Annotated in this window: 18 protein-coding genes; 10 read left to right on the top strand and 8 right to left on the bottom strand. The window is 62.2% G+C overall.

What is annotated here, in order from left to right:
* Positions 1-38 precede the first annotated feature (38 nt).
* Genes XH80_RS28090 through XH80_RS28075 form a run of 4 tightly spaced genes read left to right on the top strand, consistent with a single transcriptional unit; the run spans position 39 to position 3,514 of the window.
* Positions 39-884 carry an ABC transporter ATP-binding protein gene (locus tag XH80_RS28090; RefSeq protein WP_271601372.1) on the top strand — a complete coding sequence of 282 codons (846 nt, stop codon included), beginning with the start codon at positions 39-41 and terminating at the stop codon, positions 882-884.
* A gap of 14 nt (positions 885-898) precedes the next feature.
* Positions 899-1,666 carry an ABC transporter permease gene (locus tag XH80_RS28085; RefSeq protein WP_057749596.1) on the top strand — a complete coding sequence of 256 codons (768 nt, stop codon included), beginning with the start codon at positions 899-901 and terminating at the stop codon, positions 1,664-1,666.
* Positions 1,663-2,430, top strand: a complete 768-nt coding sequence (locus XH80_RS28080) for an ABC transporter permease (RefSeq protein WP_271601371.1) — start codon at positions 1,663-1,665, stop codon at positions 2,428-2,430. The genes XH80_RS28085 and XH80_RS28080 overlap by 4 nt, the downstream gene beginning before the upstream one ends.
* 37 nt (positions 2,431-2,467) lie before the next feature.
* Positions 2,468-3,514 (top strand): hypothetical protein, encoded by a 1,047-nt coding sequence (locus XH80_RS28075; RefSeq protein WP_057749590.1) that lies wholly within the window; start codon positions 2,468-2,470, stop codon positions 3,512-3,514.
* On the opposite strand, the gene XH80_RS28070 is transcribed toward XH80_RS28075, so the two are convergent.
* Genes XH80_RS28070 through XH80_RS28050 form a run of 5 tightly spaced genes read right to left on the bottom strand, consistent with a single transcriptional unit; the run spans position 3,511 to position 9,236 of the window.
* Positions 3,511-4,503 carry a 3-hydroxybutyryl-CoA dehydrogenase gene (locus XH80_RS28070; protein WP_271601370.1) on the bottom strand — a complete coding sequence of 331 codons (993 nt, stop codon included), beginning with the start codon at positions 4,501-4,503 and terminating at the stop codon, positions 3,511-3,513. The two genes, XH80_RS28075 and XH80_RS28070, sit on opposite strands and share 4 nt — an antisense overlap.
* Before the next feature lie 3 nt (positions 4,504-4,506).
* Complete coding sequence (locus XH80_RS28065; protein ID WP_271601369.1) at positions 4,507-5,595, bottom strand: NAD/NADP-dependent octopine/nopaline dehydrogenase family protein; 1,089 nt, start codon at positions 5,593-5,595, stop codon at positions 4,507-4,509.
* Positions 5,592-7,118 (bottom strand): class I adenylate-forming enzyme family protein, encoded by a 1,527-nt coding sequence (locus XH80_RS28060; protein WP_271601368.1) that lies wholly within the window; start codon positions 7,116-7,118, stop codon positions 5,592-5,594. Before XH80_RS28060 ends, XH80_RS28065 begins: the two co-directional genes overlap by 4 nt.
* A gap of 2 nt (positions 7,119-7,120) precedes the next feature.
* Positions 7,121-8,410: an acyl-CoA dehydrogenase family protein gene (locus tag XH80_RS28055; protein ID WP_271601367.1), complete on the bottom strand. Its 1,290-nt coding sequence runs from the start codon at positions 8,408-8,410 to the stop codon at positions 7,121-7,123.
* 7 nt (positions 8,411-8,417) lie between these two features.
* The gene (locus tag XH80_RS28050) at positions 8,418-9,236 is read right to left on the bottom strand and encodes an alpha/beta fold hydrolase (RefSeq protein WP_271601366.1); all 819 of its coding nucleotides are present in this window, start codon (positions 9,234-9,236) and stop codon (positions 8,418-8,420) included.
* 197 nt (positions 9,237-9,433) lie between these two features.
* On the opposite strand from XH80_RS28050, the gene XH80_RS28045 reads away from it, so the two are divergent.
* The 3 genes from XH80_RS28045 (at position 9,434) to XH80_RS28035 (ending at position 12,465) form a co-directional block, all read left to right on the top strand.
* On the top strand, positions 9,434-10,195 hold the full coding sequence (locus XH80_RS28045; RefSeq protein WP_271601365.1) for an SDR family NAD(P)-dependent oxidoreductase: 762 nt from the start codon (positions 9,434-9,436) through the stop codon (positions 10,193-10,195).
* A 42-nt stretch (positions 10,196-10,237) separates the two neighbouring features.
* Positions 10,238-11,074, top strand: a complete 837-nt coding sequence (locus XH80_RS28040; protein WP_271601364.1) for an enoyl-CoA hydratase family protein — start codon at positions 10,238-10,240, stop codon at positions 11,072-11,074.
* A 140-nt stretch (positions 11,075-11,214) separates the two neighbouring features.
* Positions 11,215-12,465, top strand: a complete 1,251-nt coding sequence (locus XH80_RS28035; RefSeq protein WP_271601363.1) for a flavin-dependent oxidoreductase — start codon at positions 11,215-11,217, stop codon at positions 12,463-12,465.
* An 8-nt stretch (positions 12,466-12,473) separates the two neighbouring features.
* Here the strand turns inward: XH80_RS28035 and XH80_RS28030 are convergent, their stop codons facing one another.
* Together XH80_RS28030 and XH80_RS28025 are read right to left on the bottom strand one after the other, a co-directional pair.
* On the bottom strand, positions 12,474-12,932 hold the full coding sequence (locus tag XH80_RS28030) for a cupin domain-containing protein (protein WP_057749561.1): 459 nt from the start codon (positions 12,930-12,932) through the stop codon (positions 12,474-12,476).
* A 30-nt stretch (positions 12,933-12,962) separates the two neighbouring features.
* Positions 12,963-14,138, bottom strand: coding sequence for an ABC transporter substrate-binding protein (locus XH80_RS28025; protein ID WP_271601362.1), 1,176 nt, complete (start codon positions 14,136-14,138; stop codon positions 12,963-12,965).
* A 253-nt stretch (positions 14,139-14,391) separates the two neighbouring features.
* On the opposite strand from XH80_RS28025, the gene XH80_RS28020 reads away from it, so the two are divergent.
* From XH80_RS28020 to XH80_RS28010, 3 genes are all read left to right on the top strand, one after another.
* Complete coding sequence (locus tag XH80_RS28020) at positions 14,392-14,910, top strand: MarR family winged helix-turn-helix transcriptional regulator (RefSeq protein WP_271601361.1); 519 nt, start codon at positions 14,392-14,394, stop codon at positions 14,908-14,910.
* 148 nt (positions 14,911-15,058) lie between these two features.
* Positions 15,059-16,750, top strand: a complete 1,692-nt coding sequence (locus XH80_RS28015; RefSeq protein ID WP_271601360.1) for a benzoate-CoA ligase family protein — start codon at positions 15,059-15,061, stop codon at positions 16,748-16,750.
* 22 nt (positions 16,751-16,772) lie between these two features.
* The gene (locus tag XH80_RS28010; RefSeq protein ID WP_271601359.1) at positions 16,773-17,231 is read left to right on the top strand and encodes a RidA family protein; all 459 of its coding nucleotides are present in this window, start codon (positions 16,773-16,775) and stop codon (positions 17,229-17,231) included.
* A gap of 24 nt (positions 17,232-17,255) precedes the next feature.
* Here XH80_RS28010 and XH80_RS28005 read toward each other — a convergent pair whose 3' ends face one another.
* Positions 17,256-17,984 carry a CBS domain-containing protein gene (locus XH80_RS28005; protein ID WP_271601358.1) on the bottom strand — a complete coding sequence of 243 codons (729 nt, stop codon included), beginning with the start codon at positions 17,982-17,984 and terminating at the stop codon, positions 17,256-17,258.
* Positions 17,985-18,087: the final 103 nt, after the last annotated feature.

Below are 18,087 nucleotides of genomic sequence, written 5' to 3'. Positions count from 1 at the left end.
CTGCGTGACGTTCGCGCGTGAGTGAGGCGAGAGGCGGGATGAAGGTAGTGCCTTCAAGATCAACCGAATGGGTGCGACCGGTGACGTTACAGCAACCGGCTTCTGCGATCATCGAGATCGAACGCGTCTCCCAGGTTTTCCAGACCTCGGCGCGCAAGGATCATTTGGCGCTATCGGACATCTCCTTGACGATTGACGAAGGTGCATTCGTCTCCATCCTCGGTCCCTCCGGCTGTGGCAAGTCGACGCTGCTTTACATCGTCGGTGGTTTCGTCAACCCAAGTAGCGGCGCGGCGAAGATGAAAGGACAGGCGATCACGGGCCCGGGTCCGGATCGTGGACCGGTCTTCCAGGAGTTCGCGCTGTTTCCCTGGAAGACCGTTCTCGGCAACGTGATGTATGGGCCGCGCCAGCAGGGCGCGCGAACCAACGAAGCCGAAGCGCAGAGCCGCGCGCTGATCGAAATGGTCGGCCTCAAGGGCTATGAGAACTTTTACCCGAAGGAGCTGTCGGGCGGTATGAAGCAGCGCGTCGCGCTGGCCCGGACGCTGGCCTATCATCCGGAAGTCCTGTTGATGGACGAGCCGTTCGGTGCACTTGATGCGCATACGCGTACGCGCCTGCAGAATGATCTCCTCAATATCTGGGAGCGCGACCGCAAGACGGTGCTGTTTGTCACCCACTCGGTCGATGAAGCCGTCTTTCTCTCGGATAAGGTCGTGATGATGTCGAAGTCTCCCGGCCGCATCCGGCAAGTCATCGATATCGACCTGCCACGACCGCGGCGCCGCAACGAGCTGTTGCTCGATCCGCGCTATCAGAAATACGTCGTTGACATCGAACGCATGTTCGACGAAAGCGACGAAGCCGGCTCGCCCTCGTGATCTCCCCGACTACCATGGCCAAACGTGCTGCGCCGGCCCTGGCCTGCATCGGATTGCTGGCAGTGTGGCAGGTTGCCTCGCTTGTGCTGAAGAGCGACAGCTTTCCAACGGCGATCGAGGCGATCCGCGCAATCCCGGATATCCTCGGCGACAGGGAATCCCTGATCAATATCCTGGCCTCGCTCCGTCGCATGGCGATCGGGTTCAGCATCGCGGTACTGGTCTCGATGCCCCTAGGCCTGTTGATGGGCCGTAGCCGGGCCGTCGCAGCCTTTTTTAATCCACTGCTGATGGTAATCTATCCGGTGCCGAAAGCGGCCTTGATGCCGATCATCATGCTGTGGCTCGGTGTCGGTGACATCACCAAAACCCTGGTGATCTTTCTCGGCGTCAGCCTGCCGGTGATCTATCACAGCTTTGAGGGGGCGAAGGCCGTGGAAGAGAAGATGCTGTGGTCGGGTGCGGCGATGGGACTTTCGCCGTTGCAGCGCTTGGTCCGGATTGTGCTGCCCGCAGCGCTGCCTGAGATTCTGACTGGATGCCGCACTGGCCTGGTGCTTGCGCTGATTACCATGATTACCAGCGAGATGATCGCGCGCCAATCGGGCGCCGGCAATATCCTGTTCAACGCGCTCGATATGGGCCAATACGACACGGTCTATGCGATGATCATCATCGTCGGCGCGATGGGCATCTGCCTTGATGCGGTCTTCGAGCGCGTCCGCGCAAGGCTTGTGCGCTGGTCCGAGCCTCAGTTCGACTTGCCGCTGAGCTTCTCATGATGTCGCGTTTCCTCTCAACGAACATCCTCTTGGGGGTCGCACCAATCGTGCTCGTGATCGCGCTCTGGCAAGGTTTGGTGTCGTTCGGCGTCGCGCCCGCCGTGTTGCTGCCGCCGCCAGGTTTGGTCTTCGGCCGACTGGTCCAGCAGCTTGAGACCTGGACTTTTCAGCAGGAAATCGCGGCGACCCTGGTCCGGTTGTTCGCCGGATTTGCTATTGCAGTCGTGCTCGGCGTCAGCATTGGGATTGCAGCTGCTGCCAGTCCCGCGATGAACGCCTTGGTTCGGCCGATCGTGCGGGTGCTTGCGCCATTGCCGAAGGTCGCGCTCTATCCAGCGCTATTACTGTTGCTTGGCTTCGGTCACGGATCGAAGATCACGCTGGTGACTGCGGACGCCCTCTTTCCGATCTTGCTTTCCACCTATTACGGGGCGTCGACGGTGGAGCAAAAGCTTATCTGGTCGGCCATGGCGGCAGGAACGCCGCGCTATGAGATCCTGTTCAAAGTCGTTTTGCCGGCGGCGATGCCGGCGATCCTGACTGGATGCCGGATAGGCCTTGTCATTTCCTGCATCGTGGTGTTTCTGGCCGAGATGATCACGTCGACGGACGGGCTTGGCCATGCGCTTGTCACGGCAGCGCGAACATTTCAGGCCGTTGACATGTTCGTGCCGCTGATCACCATCTCATTGCTTGGGTTGATCCTCAACGCGTTGTTGGGTGCGGTACGGTCGTATCTCTTGCGAGGCTTCCCCGAAGCGTGACCTGACGAAAAAGAAACCAGAGGACCGGGAGTGAACCATGCTGGCTGATCGCATCGAGGCAAAATGGATTGACGCATTTTGCGAGATCTTTGAGCGTTGCGCCGTCAAGTCCGGCGACACCGCGGCGATCCTCTCGGAAACTCAGTCGCGGGCATTGAACGTGCATTTGGCGGAGCTGGCGCTGTTGCGGATGGGCGCGCGGCCTTTTCATGTCGTGATGCCGACGCCGCGCAATCGAAATGTCGTTCCGGTTCGCTCGACGGGGGCGAGCGAGGCGATCCAGCGGTTGGGTCCTGTCATCAGCGCGCTCCAGCAGGCTGGCTTCGTGGTGGACTGCACCATCGAGGGCCTGATGCACGCGGTGGAAACACCGGAAATCCTGAAGGCCGGCGCGCGCATCCTCGTGATCTCCAACGAGCATCCCGAGGCGCTGGAGCGCATGGTGCCGGACCCCGCGCTCGAGAAGCGCGTTCGTGCGGCCGCAAAGATGCTGCGGGGAACTAAGCGAATGCGGGTCACCTCTAAAGCCGGCACGGCGCTCGATGTGGACATGGTGGGCGCTTCCACGGTCGGCGTCTGGGGGTGGACGGACAAGCCGGGTACGCTGGCGCATTGGCCAGGCGGCATCGTTGTGAGCTTTCCGAAGAGCGGGACGATCAACGGCACGCTGGTCATGGCGCCCGGCGATATCAACCTCACCTTCAAGCGCTATTTGACGTCGCCGGTCAAAATGACCTTGAAGGACGATTACGTCGTCGAGCTGGAGGGCGAGGGCACCGATGCCGCGCTGATGCGCGCCTATCTCGCCGCCTGGGGGGATCGGGAGGCCTATGCCGTGTCGCATGTCGGCTTCGGCATGAATCCGGCTGCGCGCTACGAGGCCCTCTCGATGTACGACCAGCGTGACACCAATGGCACGGAGATCCGCGCCGTCTCGGGCAACTTCCTGTTCTCGACCGGCGCGAACGAATTCGCCGGACGTTACACTGCAGGCCATTTCGACTTGCCGATGATGGGAACGACCATCGAGCTCGATGGCGTCGCGGTCGTTCTGGAGGGTGTCCTTCAGGACGTCTTCGGCTAGTTGCGGTCGAGCACAGGCGGACGAGCCAGGTCGAAATGCCGGAGCAGGTCGACCATGGCCTGGAGCCGTTTTGCGCGATATGCGTCTACGTCCATCCCTGAATAATCGAGGAAGCCTGCACCGGTGCGCAGGCCGATCCGGCCTTCACGCATGTTGCGCGAAATGACCTCTGGCGCGCGATAGCGGTCGCTGCCGAGCGCGCCTTCGAGATATCGACTGGCGTAGTACAGAATATCGCCACCGCCCCAGTCGATGAACTCGAGCAACCCGAGCACGGCATAGCGAAAGCCGAAACCATAGCGGATCGCCTTGTCGATCTCTTCGGCGCTCGCGACGCCTTCCTCGACCATGCGGGCGGCTTCGTTCATGGCTAGCGCCTGGATGCGCGGAACGATGAAGCCGGGCGTCGCCGCACAGACCACCGGCACCTTGCCGATGCCTTCGAGCAACGTCTTGACCGCGTTGATGATGGCTGGGTCGGTTGCCTTCCCGGGCGACACCTCGACCAGCGGGATCAGATAGGCCGGATTCAGCCAGTGCACGTTGAGGAAACGGCGCGGGTTCACGATGGCATCCGACAGATCGTCGACGAGGATGGTTGACGTCGTGGAAGCAATGATTGTGTCCGGGCCGATCTGCCGTGAAGCCGTCCCCAGCACGTCGCGCTTGAGCTCAACGACCTCGGGAACCCCTTCGAAGATGATTCCTGCCTCGGAAAGGGCAGGGCCGCTCTGGCTGGCCGGCACCACCGAGACTCTCGCGATCAGCGGATCAACGTCCGCCTCGGTCAGCAGTCCCAGCTTGGACAGGCTTGCGAACGTCTTTCTGATCTCTCCGAGTGCATCGGCCTCCAGCCTGGCAAATTCCTCTGCCGAGCGGGCCTTGATGTCGATCATCGTGACCGTGTGTCCCGCATAGGCAAACGCGACGGCAATGCCGCGCCCCATGCGACCGGCTCCGAGACAGGCGATCTTGGCGCGGCTGGTCATCGGCTAGAATCCTTCACGAAGCAGCGTCTGCAATTCAGCTCGGTGAAGCTTGCCAAGCCCCAAGGTCTGCAATGTTCGGCCGCCTTGCGTAAAATCCTCGCCGCAGATGGCGCCGCCGATAGCCAGGAATGCCTTGGCAAGCGGCGTGGCGACTGCAGCAACCCCCGCGACGGACACCAGCAGCGACAGCCCCAGCCGCAAATCCTCGCGCATGTAGCGGTGATCGGTCAGTACGATCCGCTCGCGCCAGTCGCCGGAATCAGTCAGCCGGTCATGCGAGCCGCGGCCATACATCCAGATCTCGCCTTCCCGCGCGTAGTGATGAGCGAGGGGAAAATGCGGGGCGCCATATCCCAGCGCCTCGCGCACGGCGATCCGCTCGGCGTCGAGCGTGTCAGTCACGCGCCGGATCGCGGCTTGGGTGCCCTCCTTGTGGATGTCCCAGCGCTCGAAATGCTCGATCGGGCCCGCGTTCATGACAATCAAAGGTGGATGAATGATGCAGCCCGCATTCATCAGCGCGCCGGAGAGCGCATCACCGCATGGCTCGATCACGTCAGGGAAGGCGCGGCCGATAATCTCAAGCGCATGCGGGGCCCGATCGAGAGGGAATACGCCGACCGGCAGCCGCTTGGCGCGGATGGTGATTGCGACTTCGAATGGCCCGTGCTTGCGGGTGAGCCATGGCAGTGTGCCGGTTTCGGCGAAGCTCGCTTTGGCGCGATTGCCAGCCTCCTGTGCGGCTTGCGCGAAGATCATCGAGCCGAATGTCCCGGGTGGCAGGAACACCACCTGGCCGTCACGCAGATGCGGCGCGAGGAGCCGGCCGATATCCGGCTGAGCGAATGCGGGGGCGGGACACAGGATCAGATCGACGCTATTGACGGCTTCGGCGATGTCGGTAGTCACCAGCGCCAACTTCACGTCGTGGCGGCCATTGTGATCCTTCACCAGGATGCGAGATCCCGCGGCACGGTGTGCTTCGACCTGCGCTGCGTCGCGACGCCAGAGCCGGACCTGATGCCCCGACAGAGCAAAATCGCCCGCGGCCGCGAAAGAGCCGTTTCCCCCACCCAGAACTGCGATCTTCAAGATGCTTCTCCTTGCGCGCGCGACTGCGCATCAAGCTGTTTCAGCAGAAAATGCTGAACCTTGCCGAGCGCCGTACGCGGCAAATCGGCAACGAAAATGATGTCGCGGGGAACCTTGTAGCGGGCAAGCTGTGTCTGAACGTGCGCTTTCAGCTCGTCTGCTTCGAGACGGCAGCCGGATCGTCGGATGACATAAGCGATGGGCACCTCGTCCCAGCGTGGGTCCGGCCGGCCGATCACGGCGCATTCGCTGACATCGGGGTGTTCCAGCAGGACGCGCTCGACTTCGGCTGGATAGATGTTCTCGCCGCCGGAAATGATCATGTTCTTCTTGCGGTCGCGGACCCAGAAATAGCCGTCGGCGTCGCACAGGCCGACATCGCCGGTGCGATACCAGCCGTCGCGCAGCGCCTCGCGCGTGGCCTCGGCATTGCCCCAATATTCGAAGAACACGTTGGGGCCGCGTACTGCGATCTCTCCGGGCGTGCCGGCCGGCGTCTCATTGCCGGCCTGATCGATCACCTTCGCTTCGCAGCACAGGCCGGCTAGTCCGGTCGATCCCGTCCGAGACAGGTCGCCGCCGAGGCGCGTATAGATTGCGATGGGAGAGGTTTCCGTCGAGCCGTAAACCTGCAGCACCGGCACACCGCGTGCGACGAAGCGCTCGATCAGGTGCGGCGGGACGATGGTCGACCCGGTGGCAACGGCTTTGAGCGACGAGAGATCGGTGGTGGCCCAGGCGGGATGCTCACTAACGGCTTGGAGGATCGTGGGCACCATGACCGTCAGGGTCGGCCGCTCCCGTTCAATGGCCGCAAGCGCCGTATCCGGTGTGAAGCGCGCGTGGATCGTAACGGTCGCACCAAGCTGGAGCGCTGCCGTCGTCTGGATGTTGAGGCCGCCGACGTGAAAGAAGGGCAGCACCGTCAGCACATGATCGTCCGACGTCATGTTGTGCATGTGCTGGCTCATGACGCCGTTCCAGAACAGCCCCTCCTGGCGCAGCACCGCGCCCTTTGGCCGTCCGGTCGTTCCTGAGGTGTAGACGATCAGCAGTGGGCTGGAGAGATCGGTGTGCGGATTGCGTGCGCTTCCCTTGCTGGCAGCCAGCAAGTTTTCGTAGCTCCTGCCGCGGGGCGGCGTAAAATCGAAGCCGACGACGGCTGTTCCGGGCGCGACCTCGGGAAGAACGCCTTCAAATGCCTGCTCGAGCACCAGCACTTTGGCGCCAGAATCGGTGAGGATGAACAGCTGCTCGGCGACCGCCAACCGCCAGTTCAGCGGCACCAGCATCGCGCCTAGACGAGCACAGGCGTAGAGCAGGACCAGATAGTCCGGCCGATTCAGGCTCAGGATCGCGACGCGGTCGCCGCGCCCGACACCGAACTCCTGCTTCAGGGCCGTGGCGGTCCGTTCAATCCGACGGGCGAGCGTCGCGTAGTCCAGCCGCTGCCGCTCGAAGGCGATGGCGGTTTTGTCTGGCGCGAACGCCGCATTGCGATCGATCAGACTGCAGAGATCCACCGTTAATCGTCCGTCTCGCCAGTCTCGTACAGCGCCTCGCGGCCGATCCGGTCGAGGCAGAGCTCGGCCGTCCAGGGCAGCATCAGCGAGCCGCACCGGCTGTCGCGATAGATCCGCTCCAGCGGAAGCGATCGCAGCATGGCCTGACCGCCGCAGGTGCGGATCGCGAGCGCAGCGAGTTCATTGGCGCCTTCCATCACCGAATATTGCGCTGCATAGGCGCGCAGCACCTGCTCCTTACTGGGATTGGCGCGCGCCTCCGTGACGGCCTGGAACCAGATCGCCTTGATCTGTTCCAGCTTGATCTGCATTTGCGCCACCGCGATCTGCTTGGTCGGATACATCCGCCGCTTAACCGCCGGCATGCCCGGCACCTCGCCGCGCAAATAGCGCACAGTGAAATCATAGGCGGCTTGGGCCAGGCCCATATAGGTCGGCGAGAGCGTCAGGAACATGTGCGGCCAGCGCATCGCCGCCTGGAAATAGACGCCGCGCGGCATCAGCGCAGCATCCTCCGGCACGAACACATCCTTGAATAGCAGCGTGCGCGAGACCGTTCCGCGCATGCCCAGCGGATCCCAATCGCCGACGACGGAGACGCCGTCCGACGCCGCGGCGATCGCTAGATAGAGTGTGTTGCGGCGCGAGGCCTTCTCGCCTTCCGGAATCTCGGTGCAGAGCACGCCGTAATAGTCAGCATGGCCTGACAGCGATGCAAAGATCTTCTTGCCGTTGACGATCCAGCCACCCTCGACAGGCTTTGCTTCCGTGCCGAATGCAACGCCGCCGGCGGCGGCCGCGCCGCCTTCCGAGAAGGGTTGCGAATAGATCGCGCCGTCTTCGACGATGCGTTTGTAGTGAACCGCCCGTCGGCGCTCGTGCTCCGCGCGGGTCTCTGCATCCATGTCGAGATCATCGGCCAAAGGCCCCGACCACAGCGTGGAGCAGACATGCATGTTCCAGGTGAGGGCGGTTGCGCCACAATAACGGCCGATCTCCGCAGCGGCCAGCGCGTAGGTTTGATAATTGGCGCCCAGCCCGCCATGCTTTTTAGGCACGGCGATGCCAAGCAGGCCGACGCGATGCAGGTCGCGATAGTTCTCGGTCGGAAAGATCGCCTCGCGATCGTAGGCCGCGGCACGACCGGCGAACACGCTCTGGCCGATCTCACGCGCTCGCGTAATTATGCTCGCCTGCTCGTCGCTCAGCCGGAACGCCACGGGATCGAAGATCGGTGCATCCAGTGCGACCTTGTCGGTCGCGCCGATCGTCTTGCTGACCTGCATGGTCATGGTGCAATCATCCGTGTTTGGCGGCAACGGAATCGACGAAGCCCCTAAGGGTTCTATCGAAGGCGTCAGGCCGCTCAAGATTGGCGAGATGTCCGACGCCAGCAAGTTCGATGTATTCCGCCGAAGGAATATAGCTCGCCATCTTCGCCATCATCGGCGCCGGTGCGTTGTTGTCTTTGGAACCGGAAAGCAACAGCGTCGGAACGCATATATCTTTGAGCGTGCTGCGTTGATCGAAACCGACTAACGCCAACATCATGGCGCGATAGCTCGCCTCCGGTACGCTTCCCATGCACTCGCGCGCAAGCTCCATTCCCCTGGGATCAGGATCGTCACCGACGAGCTCCTTCACCAACGAAGGTGCCAGCGATTTCATTGTCTCGCCGCGATCAAGCGGGCCCAGCCGCGCCGCGATGAACGACTTTTGCCAATCGCCGTCGGCCTTGCCGAAGGCCGGGCTTGTCTGTGCCAGAACCACCGCGCGCGCAAGTTTTGGCGCGTGGACGAGCCATTTCTGGACGATCATACCGCCGATCGAATGGCCGACCAGAATGGGCTTTGTCACACCGAGCTGCTCGATGAATTGCTGGAGCGCTTCGGCCAGGGCAGCGATACTGACGCTGGCGAGCGGCGCCGACCCGCCATAGCCCGGCATGTCCCACGCGATCACGCGGAAACGATCACCGAATGTCGCAAGCTGCTGCCGCCAAGCCCGCGCCGCACCGCCGATGCCATGCAGGAAAATCAGGGGTGTTGCGCCCGGATCGCCCGCGGCTTCATAGGCGAAGCGTCCGTCCTTTGTTATCATTGGCGAAGGCTGCGACACGCGACATCCTTTGGCTTGACCCCGCGATGCTAACAGGCCTGTCGCAGATGGGAAGCAATAATTTTATACTTAAAGCAATTTTCGGGCCGCTCTTCCGCGTAATGGCATGCGCAGCATCAATCGGCGCTTTCGTTGCAAAAGCTTGAAGGTTAAAATATATCGGGGGAACGATTGGCAGATCTTGAGGGAGCAAGCGCATGTCCGGATTGCCGCATTCGCCGCACGCGCTGGTGACCGGAGGCGGTCGCGGCATCGGCCGGGCGATTGCCGCGGCTCTTGTCGGCGCCGGCGCCACGGTGACCGTGCTTGGCCGGAATGCTGCGTCTCTCGAGGAAACGATCAAAGCCGGTGCTGCGCATCATTCCGCCGTTGCAGACGTCTCGGACGAAGCTGCGATGAGGGGCGCCATCGCCGCGGCGAACGCGCGAAAGCCGATCGATATCCTGATCGCGAATGCCGGCAGCGCCGAATCGGCGCCGTTCGCGAAATCCGACAGTGCCCTTTTTGCGCGGATGATGGATGTCAATTTCATGGGCGTTGTCCATGCCATTAGCGCTGTGTTGCCTGACATGAAGGACCGTCCCTATGGACGCATCGTGGCGATTGCATCGACGGCCGGCCTCAAGGGTTATGCATATGTGAGTGCGTACACGGCGGCAAAGCACGCTGTGGTCGGTCTTGTACGCTCGCTTGCGCTGGAGATCGCCGGCAGCAGCGTGACCGTGAATGCTGTCTGCCCTGGCTTCACCGACACGGATCTCGTCGCCGGCAGCATCGACAACATCATGAAGAAGACCGGGCGAACCCGCGAGCAGGCGATCGCCGAGCTCGCGAAGCACAATCCGCAGGGGCGTCTGATCACGCCGCAGGAAGTGGCGAATGCCGTGCTCTGGTTGTGCAGCGAGAACGCCGGCGCGATCACCGGGCAGGCGATCGCGGTCGCTGGGGGCGAAATCTAGCGTCGTGGCGCAGGTGCGGAACAAGGAAGCCAAGGAGATCGCATGAGCAGACCAGCCAATCCCGTCACCGTGCCGCTCGCGGACTATTCGCCGCAACACTTCCTGCTGGCCGTTGTCGAGGGCGTTGCCACCGTGACGCTCAACCGTCCGGAGCGGAAGAATCCACTGACATTCGAGAGTTATCGCGAGCTGACGGATTTTTTTCGTGCGTGCGCGTTTGACGACGCGGTGAAATCCATCGTCGTCACCGGCGCGGGCGGTAATTTCTCGTCTGGCGGCGACGTGTTCGAGATCATCGGCCCGCTGGTGAAGATGGATACAAAGGGGCTGACCGCCTTCACACGGATGACAGGTGATCTGGTCAAGGCGATGCGGGCCTGCCCGCAGCCGATCGTGGCCGCGGTCGAAGGCATTTGCGCCGGTGCCGGCGCGATCATTGCCATGGCGTCGGACATGCGGCTCGCTGCGAGCGGAGCCAAGGTGGCGTTCCTGTTCAACAAGGTCGGTCTTGCCGGCTGTGACATGGGCGCCTGCGCGATCCTGCCGCGGATCATCGGCCAGTCCCGCGCCTCCGAGCTTCTGTACACCGGCCGGTTCATGACCGCGGAAGAGGGCGAGCGCTGGGGCTTCTTCAGCCGCATTGTCACGCCTGAGCAGGTGCTGGCCCAGGCGCAGCTGCTGGCCAAGCAGGTCGCGGAAGGGCCGACCTTCGGCAACACCATGACCAAGCGCATGCTGGCGATGGAATGGGCGATGTCGGTCGAGGAGGCTATCGAAGCGGAGGCCGTTGCCCAGGCCCTGTGCATGACGACGGCCGATTTCGAGCGCGCTTTTCATGCCTTTGCCACCAAGGTCAAGCCGGTCTTCAGGGGCGACTGAGCGGCGGTTTCGGCCGCAATTAAGGCTAAGCCCAAGACCCGGGCCGAGATCGAGGCGGAGACGACAAAGCCGCTTGCGGCAGGGTGACCGGCCGTGCGACGCTAACCCGGTTGCCTGTGTATCGTGTGGAGTTGAGGGCGATGAAGGCGATTATCGTCGGTGGCGGTATCGGTGGTCTCACCACGGCTTTGATGTTGCGGGCTCGCGGCATGGGGTGTGAGATCTTCGAGCAATCCGATACGATCCGCGAGCTCGGCGTCGGCATCAACACGCTGCCGCATGCCATGCGTGAGCTTGCCGGCCTTGGTCTGCTGCAAAAGCTCGACGACGTCGCGATCCGTACTGACCAGCTCTACTACCTCAACCGCCATGGCCAGGAGGTCTGGCGCGAAGCCCGAGGCATCGATGCCGGGCACGACGTGCCGCAATTCTCCATCCATCGCGGCCGCCTCCAGGGCGTCATCCATCGCGCCGTCGAGGAGCGGCTCGGTCCGGAAGCAATTCACACCGGTTGCCGGCTCGGCGCGTTCACGCAAGACGAAGGCGGCGTGACGGCTTACTTCTTCGATCGTGCGGGCTCGCACATCCACACCGCGTGTGGCGATATCCTCATTGGTGCCGACGGCATTCATTCGCGCGTCCGCGACACGCTGTTCCCAAAGGAAGGGCCGCCCTGCTGGAACGGCCTGATGCTCTGGCGCGGTGCGCGCGATTGGCCGCTGTTCCTCACCGGAAAATCGATGATTGTAGCCGGTGGCCTCAATGCCAAGGTGGTCGTCTATCCGATAGCGGAGGGATCGAGCCCGGCGAGCCGCCTCACCAATTGGGCGGTACTGGTGAAAGTGGGTGAGGGCAATGCGCCGCCGCCACGCAAGGAAGACTGGTCAAGGCCGGGCCGGCGTGAGGAGCTGATGCCGCATGTCGCGCGCTTCTCGGTGCCCTACATCGACGTGAAGAGCCTGATCTCGGCGACGCCCGAATTCTACGAATACCCGACCTGCGACCGCGATCCATTGCCATATTGGTCGTCCGGGCGCGTCACGCTGCTTGGCGATGCAGCGCATCCCATGTATCCGGTCGGCTCCAACGGCGCCTCGCAGGCGATCCTCGATGCGCGCTGCCTCGCCGACGCGCTTATTCGCGCCGAGCATCCGCGCCAGGCGTTGATGGAATACGAGAAGAAACGCCTGCCGATGACGGCAGACATTGTTCGCTCCAATCGCCGTGGCGGCCCCGAGGGCGTCATCGACGCCGTCGAGCAGCTCGCGCCCGACGGCTTCGACAATATCGACAACGTCCTGAGCTATTCCCAGCGCGAGGCGATCGTGCGTGGCTATGCCACCAAGGCGGGCTTCGCCGCGGTCCCGGGACTCGCGGCGGTGCGTGCCTGAAGTTGCTGCTAGCCGGCGCCGGGAGGTGGTGGCAGAAAATGGATGTTGTACTCGGCGGCCATCGCCACAACGTCCTCCGGCTTCTGCTCCTTCATGTTGTGAAGGCCCCAGAACAGGTCGAACAGCTTTTTGGTCGGCGATACCCAGAACAGTACTTTTGCGGTTTGGTCCGACTTGTTGAAGATGCCGTGCGGCACGCCCATGCCGAGACGGATCAGGTCACCGGGCGTCGCTTGCGCCTCTGAATTGCCAAGCACGAAGTCGAGCTTGCCCTCCAGCATGTAGAGATATTCGTCCTGGTCGGGATGGATGTGCGGCGGCACGAATGTGCCCGGTGGCAACGTCGCGTGCCAGGAGAAGCTGTTCTCGCTGTTGCTCTTCGGCACATAGGTCTGGCCCAGGATGTTCCAGGAAATGCCCTGGATACCCTCGTTAGCCCGCGTGATGCCGGTGATTTCGCTCTTCATCGTATTCCTCCCTTGATGCGACGTGCGGCTTTAGTTCACCGCCTTGCAATCCTTGGCGTAACGGTCCCCGTAATTCTCGAAAACCTTCTGAACGATCTCGGTCTGGAACTTGCCGTCCGGACGCTTGGCGACCTTGGTCAGGTAAAAATCCTGGATCGGATAGCCATTGGTGTTGAACTTGAACGAACCGCGCAGCGACGTGAAGTCTGCCTTCTTCAGGGCAACCCCAACGGCATCCTTGTTGGAGAGGTCGCCCTTCGCTCCCTTGACCGCGCTGTCGATCAGCATCGCAGCGTCATACCCCTGCATGGCATAGGTACCAGGCACGCTGTTATAGGCGGCCTCGTAAGCGGCCACGAACTTCTTGTTCTGGGGATTGTCGAGATTGGGTGCCCAGTTCGCGCCGCCGAACATGCCGACGGCCGCATCCTGCTGCGCCGGCAGGGTGGATTCATCCACCGTGAAGGCCGAGAGCACGGGGATGCTGTCGGCGAGTCCGGCCTGCTTGTACTGCTTGACGAGGTTGACGCCGAGGCCGCCCGGCATGAACGTGAAGAGCGCATCAGGCTTCTGCGACGCAATTTTGGACAGCTCCGGTTGGAAGTCCAGCGTGTTGAGCGGCATGTAGGATTCTTCGACGATCTCGCCCTTGTAGTCGAGCTTGAAGCCGGCGACCGAATCCTTGCCCGCCTGATAGTTCGGCACCATCAGATACATCCGCTTGTAGCCGCGATCCTGCGCGACCTTGCCGAGGATCTCGTGAACCTGGTCATTCTGATAGGACGTCACATAGAAGAACGGGTTGCAGTCTTTGCCTGCAAAGGTCGACGGACCCGCATTGGGGCTGATCAGATAAGTCTTGGATTCCGTGACCGGTCGGTGGATCGCCTGGAGGATGTTAGAGAAGATCGGTCCGACCACGAAGTCGACCTTATCGCGCTCAAGCAGGCCCTTCACCTTGGTTACAGCCGCATCGGGTTTGAGTTCGTCGTCGACTACGACCACTTCGACATCACGGCCCCCCATCTTGCTGCCGAGATCCTTCACCGCGAGCGCAAAGCCGTCGCGAACTTGCTGACCAAGGGCTGCGGCGGGTCCGGAGAGGGTCACGATCACGCCCAGCTTGATCTTCTCCTGCGCGAGCGCCGGGCTCATCGCGGTGCCGAGAAGAAATGCGGCTGCGGCCAAGGTCAGTTGCGACTTCATGATTGATCCCCCGTAACGATTTGCGCCTTCAGCTGCAAGCTGCGTACTCCGAGCCAAGCTTATGCCGACGACGGCGCTCGCGGCAAGCCAAGCTCAGGCGCCGCCATCGTGCGGGCAGCGGCGCATGCAAACGGCGCGCCAATTATTTGAAGCCTAAAGAAATTCGTGTGCGATCGATTGTTGCAGCTTTGGGCTTGCGGGCGGCGTCGATTTATTTGAAGCTCAAAACGTTGGGGAATCCGGGCCGGCGCCAATGCCGGCCGCGAGTGATTGCATCAAAATGCTCGATTCCGAGACCAAGGCCGTCGAGACTCCGGAGGACCATGCCGAAGAGCTCCGGCTGTGGTTGCGTCTGCTCACCTGCACGACCCTGATCGAGGGCGAGGTCCGCGGCCGGCTGCGGCAGCGGTTCGACGTCACTCTTCCGCGTTTCGATCTGATGGCGCAGCTCGACAAGGCGCCCGACGGCATGACGCTGTCGGACGTCTCAAAGCGCATGATGGTGTCCAATGGCAATGTCACTGGCCTGGTCGAACGCCTCGTGGAATCCGGCCATCTCGACCGCCGCACCTCGGAGACTGACCGCCGCGTCCAGGTGATCCGCCTCACCAAGCTTGGTCGTGCCGAGTTTCGCAGGATGGCCTCGGAACACGAGACCTGGATCGCCGATCTCTTTGCCGACCTGACGCCCAAGGATGTGCGCGAGCTGATGCGGCTGCTGGCCAAGACCAAGGCGTCGGCGCAGAAATCTGCTGTGCGTCGCAAGCCTTAAGTCCACCGGCCGGCGCGTCCGCCCATTTCGCTTTGCCGCACGAAAATGGAGGGATGCCCAAAATCCGCTATTGCGCAAAATTGTTTTAAGCATAAAATGTTTTCCAGATGGTGCTGCCGGGTGCTTTCCATGCGCAAAGGAGCGTGCGATGGCCAACGCTGCCAAGGTTCAAGTCTCGGGCTCGCATGACGGCGATGCCACGACCGCTCATGTCGATAGGTTTGCGCGGCAGCATCTGCCGCCGTCTGAGCTCTGGCCGGAGTTCATCTTCACGCGTCCGGAGCTGCACTATCCGGCGCGATTGAACTGCGTCAGCTATTTCCTCGATCGCTGGGTCGAGCAGGGGCACGGGGATGCGCCCTGTGTCATCAGTCCCGCCGTCAGCTACACCTATCGCGAGTTGCAGGCGCTCGTGAACCGCATCGCCAATGTGCTGGTCGGCAAACTCGGACTCGTCACCGGCGGGCGCGTGCTGCTGCGCTCCGCCAACAGTCCGATGATGGTCGCGACCTATCTCGCAGTGATCAAGGCCGGCGGCATCTGCGTGGCGACAATGCCGTTGCTGCGCGCCAAGGAGCTATCCTATCCAATTCAGAAGGCGGAGATCGCGCTCGCGCTCTGTGACGGAAAGCTTGCCGATGAGATGGAGAAGGCGAAGCTGGTCGCACCAGGTCTCAAGCATGTGGTCTATTGGGGTAATGGCGCCCCGGACTCGCTAGAGGCGCTGATCGCGGATGCCAGCGCTGAGTTCACGGCGGTTGATACTGCAGCCGATGATATCTGTCTGATAGCCTTTACGTCGGGCACGACCGGCGATCCTAAGGGCACCATGCATTTCCACCGCGACATGCTGGCGGTGTGTGACGGCTATGCACGCAACATCTTGCGGGCCGAGCAGAGGGATCGCTTCGTCGGCTCAGCGCCGCTTGCGTTCACCTTCGGTTTCGGTGGCGTACTATTCCCGATGCATATCGGCGCGTCGTTTGTTGTGCTGGAGAAGACGACGCCCGATGACATCCTTTCGGCGATCGAAAAGTACAAGATCACGGTCTGCTTCACGGCGCCGACGGCTTACCGCGCCATGATCGGCAAGCTTGCAGGCCGCGACATCTCTTCACTGCGAAAGTGCGTCTCCGCCGGCGAGACGTTGCCCAAGCCGACATTCGACGCCTGGCTGAAAGCGACCGGCATCAAGCTGATGGACGGCATCGGCTCGACCGAGCTGCTTCACATCTTCATCAGCGCGACCGAGGACGAGATTCGTCCCGGCGCCACCGGCAAGCCCGTTCCCGGCTATGAGGCAAAGATCGTCGATGACGATGGCAACGAGTTGCCGCCAGGCACGATAGGGAAGCTCGCCGTGCGCGGGCCGACCGGCTGCCGTTATCTCGCCGACGAGCGACAACGCAAATACGTTCAGAACGGGTGGAACATCACCGGTGACACCTATTTGATGGATACCGACGGCTACTTCTGGTACCAGTCGCGCTCTGACGACATGATCGTGTCAGCCGGTTACAATATCGCGGGCACGGATGTGGAAGCGGCCTTGCTCACGCATCCTGCGGTTGCCGAGTGCGGGGTCGTCGGTGCGCCGGACGAGGCGCGCGGAATGATCGTGAAGGCCTATGTCATAGCCGCCCCCGGCGTGACGCCGGATGCAAAGCTCGCGGCCGAGTTGCAGGAACATGTCAAACGCGAGATCGCGCCGTACAAGTACCCGCGCGCGATCGAGTTCGTGACACAGCTGCCGAAGACCGAGACCGGCAAATTGAAGCGCTTCGCCTTGCGACAACTGGCGCAGGCGGCTGCTACGTCCTCGGGCGTCGCGGCAGAATGAGATAAAGGATCAAGAATTGTCCGTGACAACGCCGAAAGGCCCCCAGCTTGCAGTGCTACCAACTGCTGCCGAGGATGATGCCGGCCCCAGGGCGCAGGTGCTCCAGCCCTCCGGCTGGCCGATGCCGAAGGGTTATGCCAACGGTATGGCCGTTGAGGGACGCATTGTCGTCACGGGTGGTGTAATCGGTTGGGATGCCCAGGAGCGTCTCGCCGCCGGGTTTCTAGCGCAGGTGCGCCAGACCCTGACCAACATTGCCGAGATTTTGGCCGAGGCCGGTGCGCGGCCCGAGCATCTGGTGCGCTTGACCTGGTACGTCGTCGACATGGAGGAGTACCTGACAAACCTGAAGGAGCTCGGCAAGATCTACCGCGCAATCTTCGGTGCGCACTATCCAGCGATGGCGCTGGTCCAGGTCGTGCGTCTGGTCGAGAAGGCGGCGCGCGTCGAGATCGAGGCCACCGCCGTCATTCCTCGCTGAGTAGATTCTCGCGCGCAAGTTCCCTCAGCTGGCTTTGGCGAGATCATCATCCTCGGGCGAGTTCAGATAGACGCCTGACATGGTGTCGACCCAGCAGAGATGGTCATGCACCTTTTTGACGCCGTCGACGTTCTCGGCGGCGACGACCGCTGCCTGTCGTGCCCGCTCCTCGGTGATGACGCCGCTCAAGTGAACGATACCGTCGCGCACGATGACGTTCAGCCCGAACGGGCACCAGTCGTTCTTCTCCATAGCATCGATGATGCGACCGCGGATGTGATCGTCGTCGGCAGTCGGATCCGGCACCTCGCGGGCGAGGCCAGCCACTGCCTGCAGCAGGTTGGCGCGCGACACGATACCGACGACCTTGTCGCCGCGGACCACCGGCAGGCGCTTCACGTTATTCTGTTCCATCAGCTCGACGATCTCGGCGAGCGCAGTATCCTCGGTGATAGTTACGGGCGATGCGGTCATCACCTCGGAAACCTTGCGGCCGTGCTCGTGGACGAAGTCGCTGGCCGACTTGCCGGGCCCGAGGATGAACTGCAACCAGCGTCCGCGTTTGCGCCCGGTACCGATCTCGCTTCGGCGGATGAAGTCGCCCTCCGAGACCACGCCGACCAGCTTGCCACCGTCGTCGACTACGGTAAGGCCGCTGACATGACGCTTCAACATGATGTTGGCCGCTTCGACGATGCTGGTATCGGGTGTGACCGAGATAACCGACCGGGTCATGATCTGGTGGGCTCGCATGGAATGCTCCGCTAGCTTGTCAAATTGATAGCTGAAATCTAGATCGTGCACGGCGGTATGGTTTGACGCATGTCAAGTCATGAGTTCGGTACGTCAATGGCTG

It is taken from the genome of Bradyrhizobium sp. CCBAU 45384 (genome assembly GCF_028128665.1).
In the GTDB taxonomy this organism is placed as follows: Bacteria; Pseudomonadota; Alphaproteobacteria; order Rhizobiales; family Xanthobacteraceae; genus Bradyrhizobium; species Bradyrhizobium manausense.
The sequence above is the reverse complement of the archived record's forward strand: the minus strand, read 5'-3'. Positions and strand labels throughout refer to the sequence as shown.

What these genes read in the sequence shown, in the direction of transcription:
- XH80_RS28040 (WP_271601364.1), top strand. Translation starts at nt 10,238, where the DNA reads ATGAGCAGACCAGCCAATCCCGTCACCGTGCCGCTCGCGGACTATTCG.
- XH80_RS28075 (WP_057749590.1), top strand. Translation starts at nt 2,468, where the DNA reads ATGCTGGCTGATCGCATCGAGGCAAAATGGATTGACGCATTTTGCGAG.
- XH80_RS28015 (WP_271601360.1), top strand. Translation starts at nt 15,059, where the DNA reads ATGGCCAACGCTGCCAAGGTTCAAGTCTCGGGCTCGCATGACGGCGAT.
- XH80_RS28035 (WP_271601363.1), top strand. Translation starts at nt 11,215, where the DNA reads ATGAAGGCGATTATCGTCGGTGGCGGTATCGGTGGTCTCACCACGGCT.
- XH80_RS28005 (WP_271601358.1), bottom strand. Translation starts at nt 17,984, where the DNA reads ATGCGAGCCCACCAGATCATGACCCGGTCGGTTATCTCGGTCACACCC.
- XH80_RS28055 (WP_271601367.1), bottom strand. Translation starts at nt 8,410, where the DNA reads ATGACCATGCAGGTCAGCAAGACGATCGGCGCGACCGACAAGGTCGCA.
- XH80_RS28085 (WP_057749596.1), top strand. Translation starts at nt 899, where the DNA reads ATGGCCAAACGTGCTGCGCCGGCCCTGGCCTGCATCGGATTGCTGGCA.
- XH80_RS28030 (WP_057749561.1), bottom strand. Translation starts at nt 12,932, where the DNA reads ATGAAGAGCGAAATCACCGGCATCACGCGGGCTAACGAGGGTATCCAG.
- XH80_RS28080 (WP_271601371.1), top strand. Translation starts at nt 1,663, where the DNA reads ATGATGTCGCGTTTCCTCTCAACGAACATCCTCTTGGGGGTCGCACCA.
- XH80_RS28090 (WP_271601372.1), top strand. Translation starts at nt 39, where the DNA reads ATGAAGGTAGTGCCTTCAAGATCAACCGAATGGGTGCGACCGGTGACG.
- XH80_RS28045 (WP_271601365.1), top strand. Translation starts at nt 9,434, where the DNA reads ATGTCCGGATTGCCGCATTCGCCGCACGCGCTGGTGACCGGAGGCGGT.
- XH80_RS28025 (WP_271601362.1), bottom strand. Translation starts at nt 14,138, where the DNA reads ATGAAGTCGCAACTGACCTTGGCCGCAGCCGCATTTCTTCTCGGCACC.
- XH80_RS28070 (WP_271601370.1), bottom strand. Translation starts at nt 4,503, where the DNA reads ATGACCAGCCGCGCCAAGATCGCCTGTCTCGGAGCCGGTCGCATGGGG.
- XH80_RS28020 (WP_271601361.1), top strand. Translation starts at nt 14,392, where the DNA reads ATGCCGGCCGCGAGTGATTGCATCAAAATGCTCGATTCCGAGACCAAG.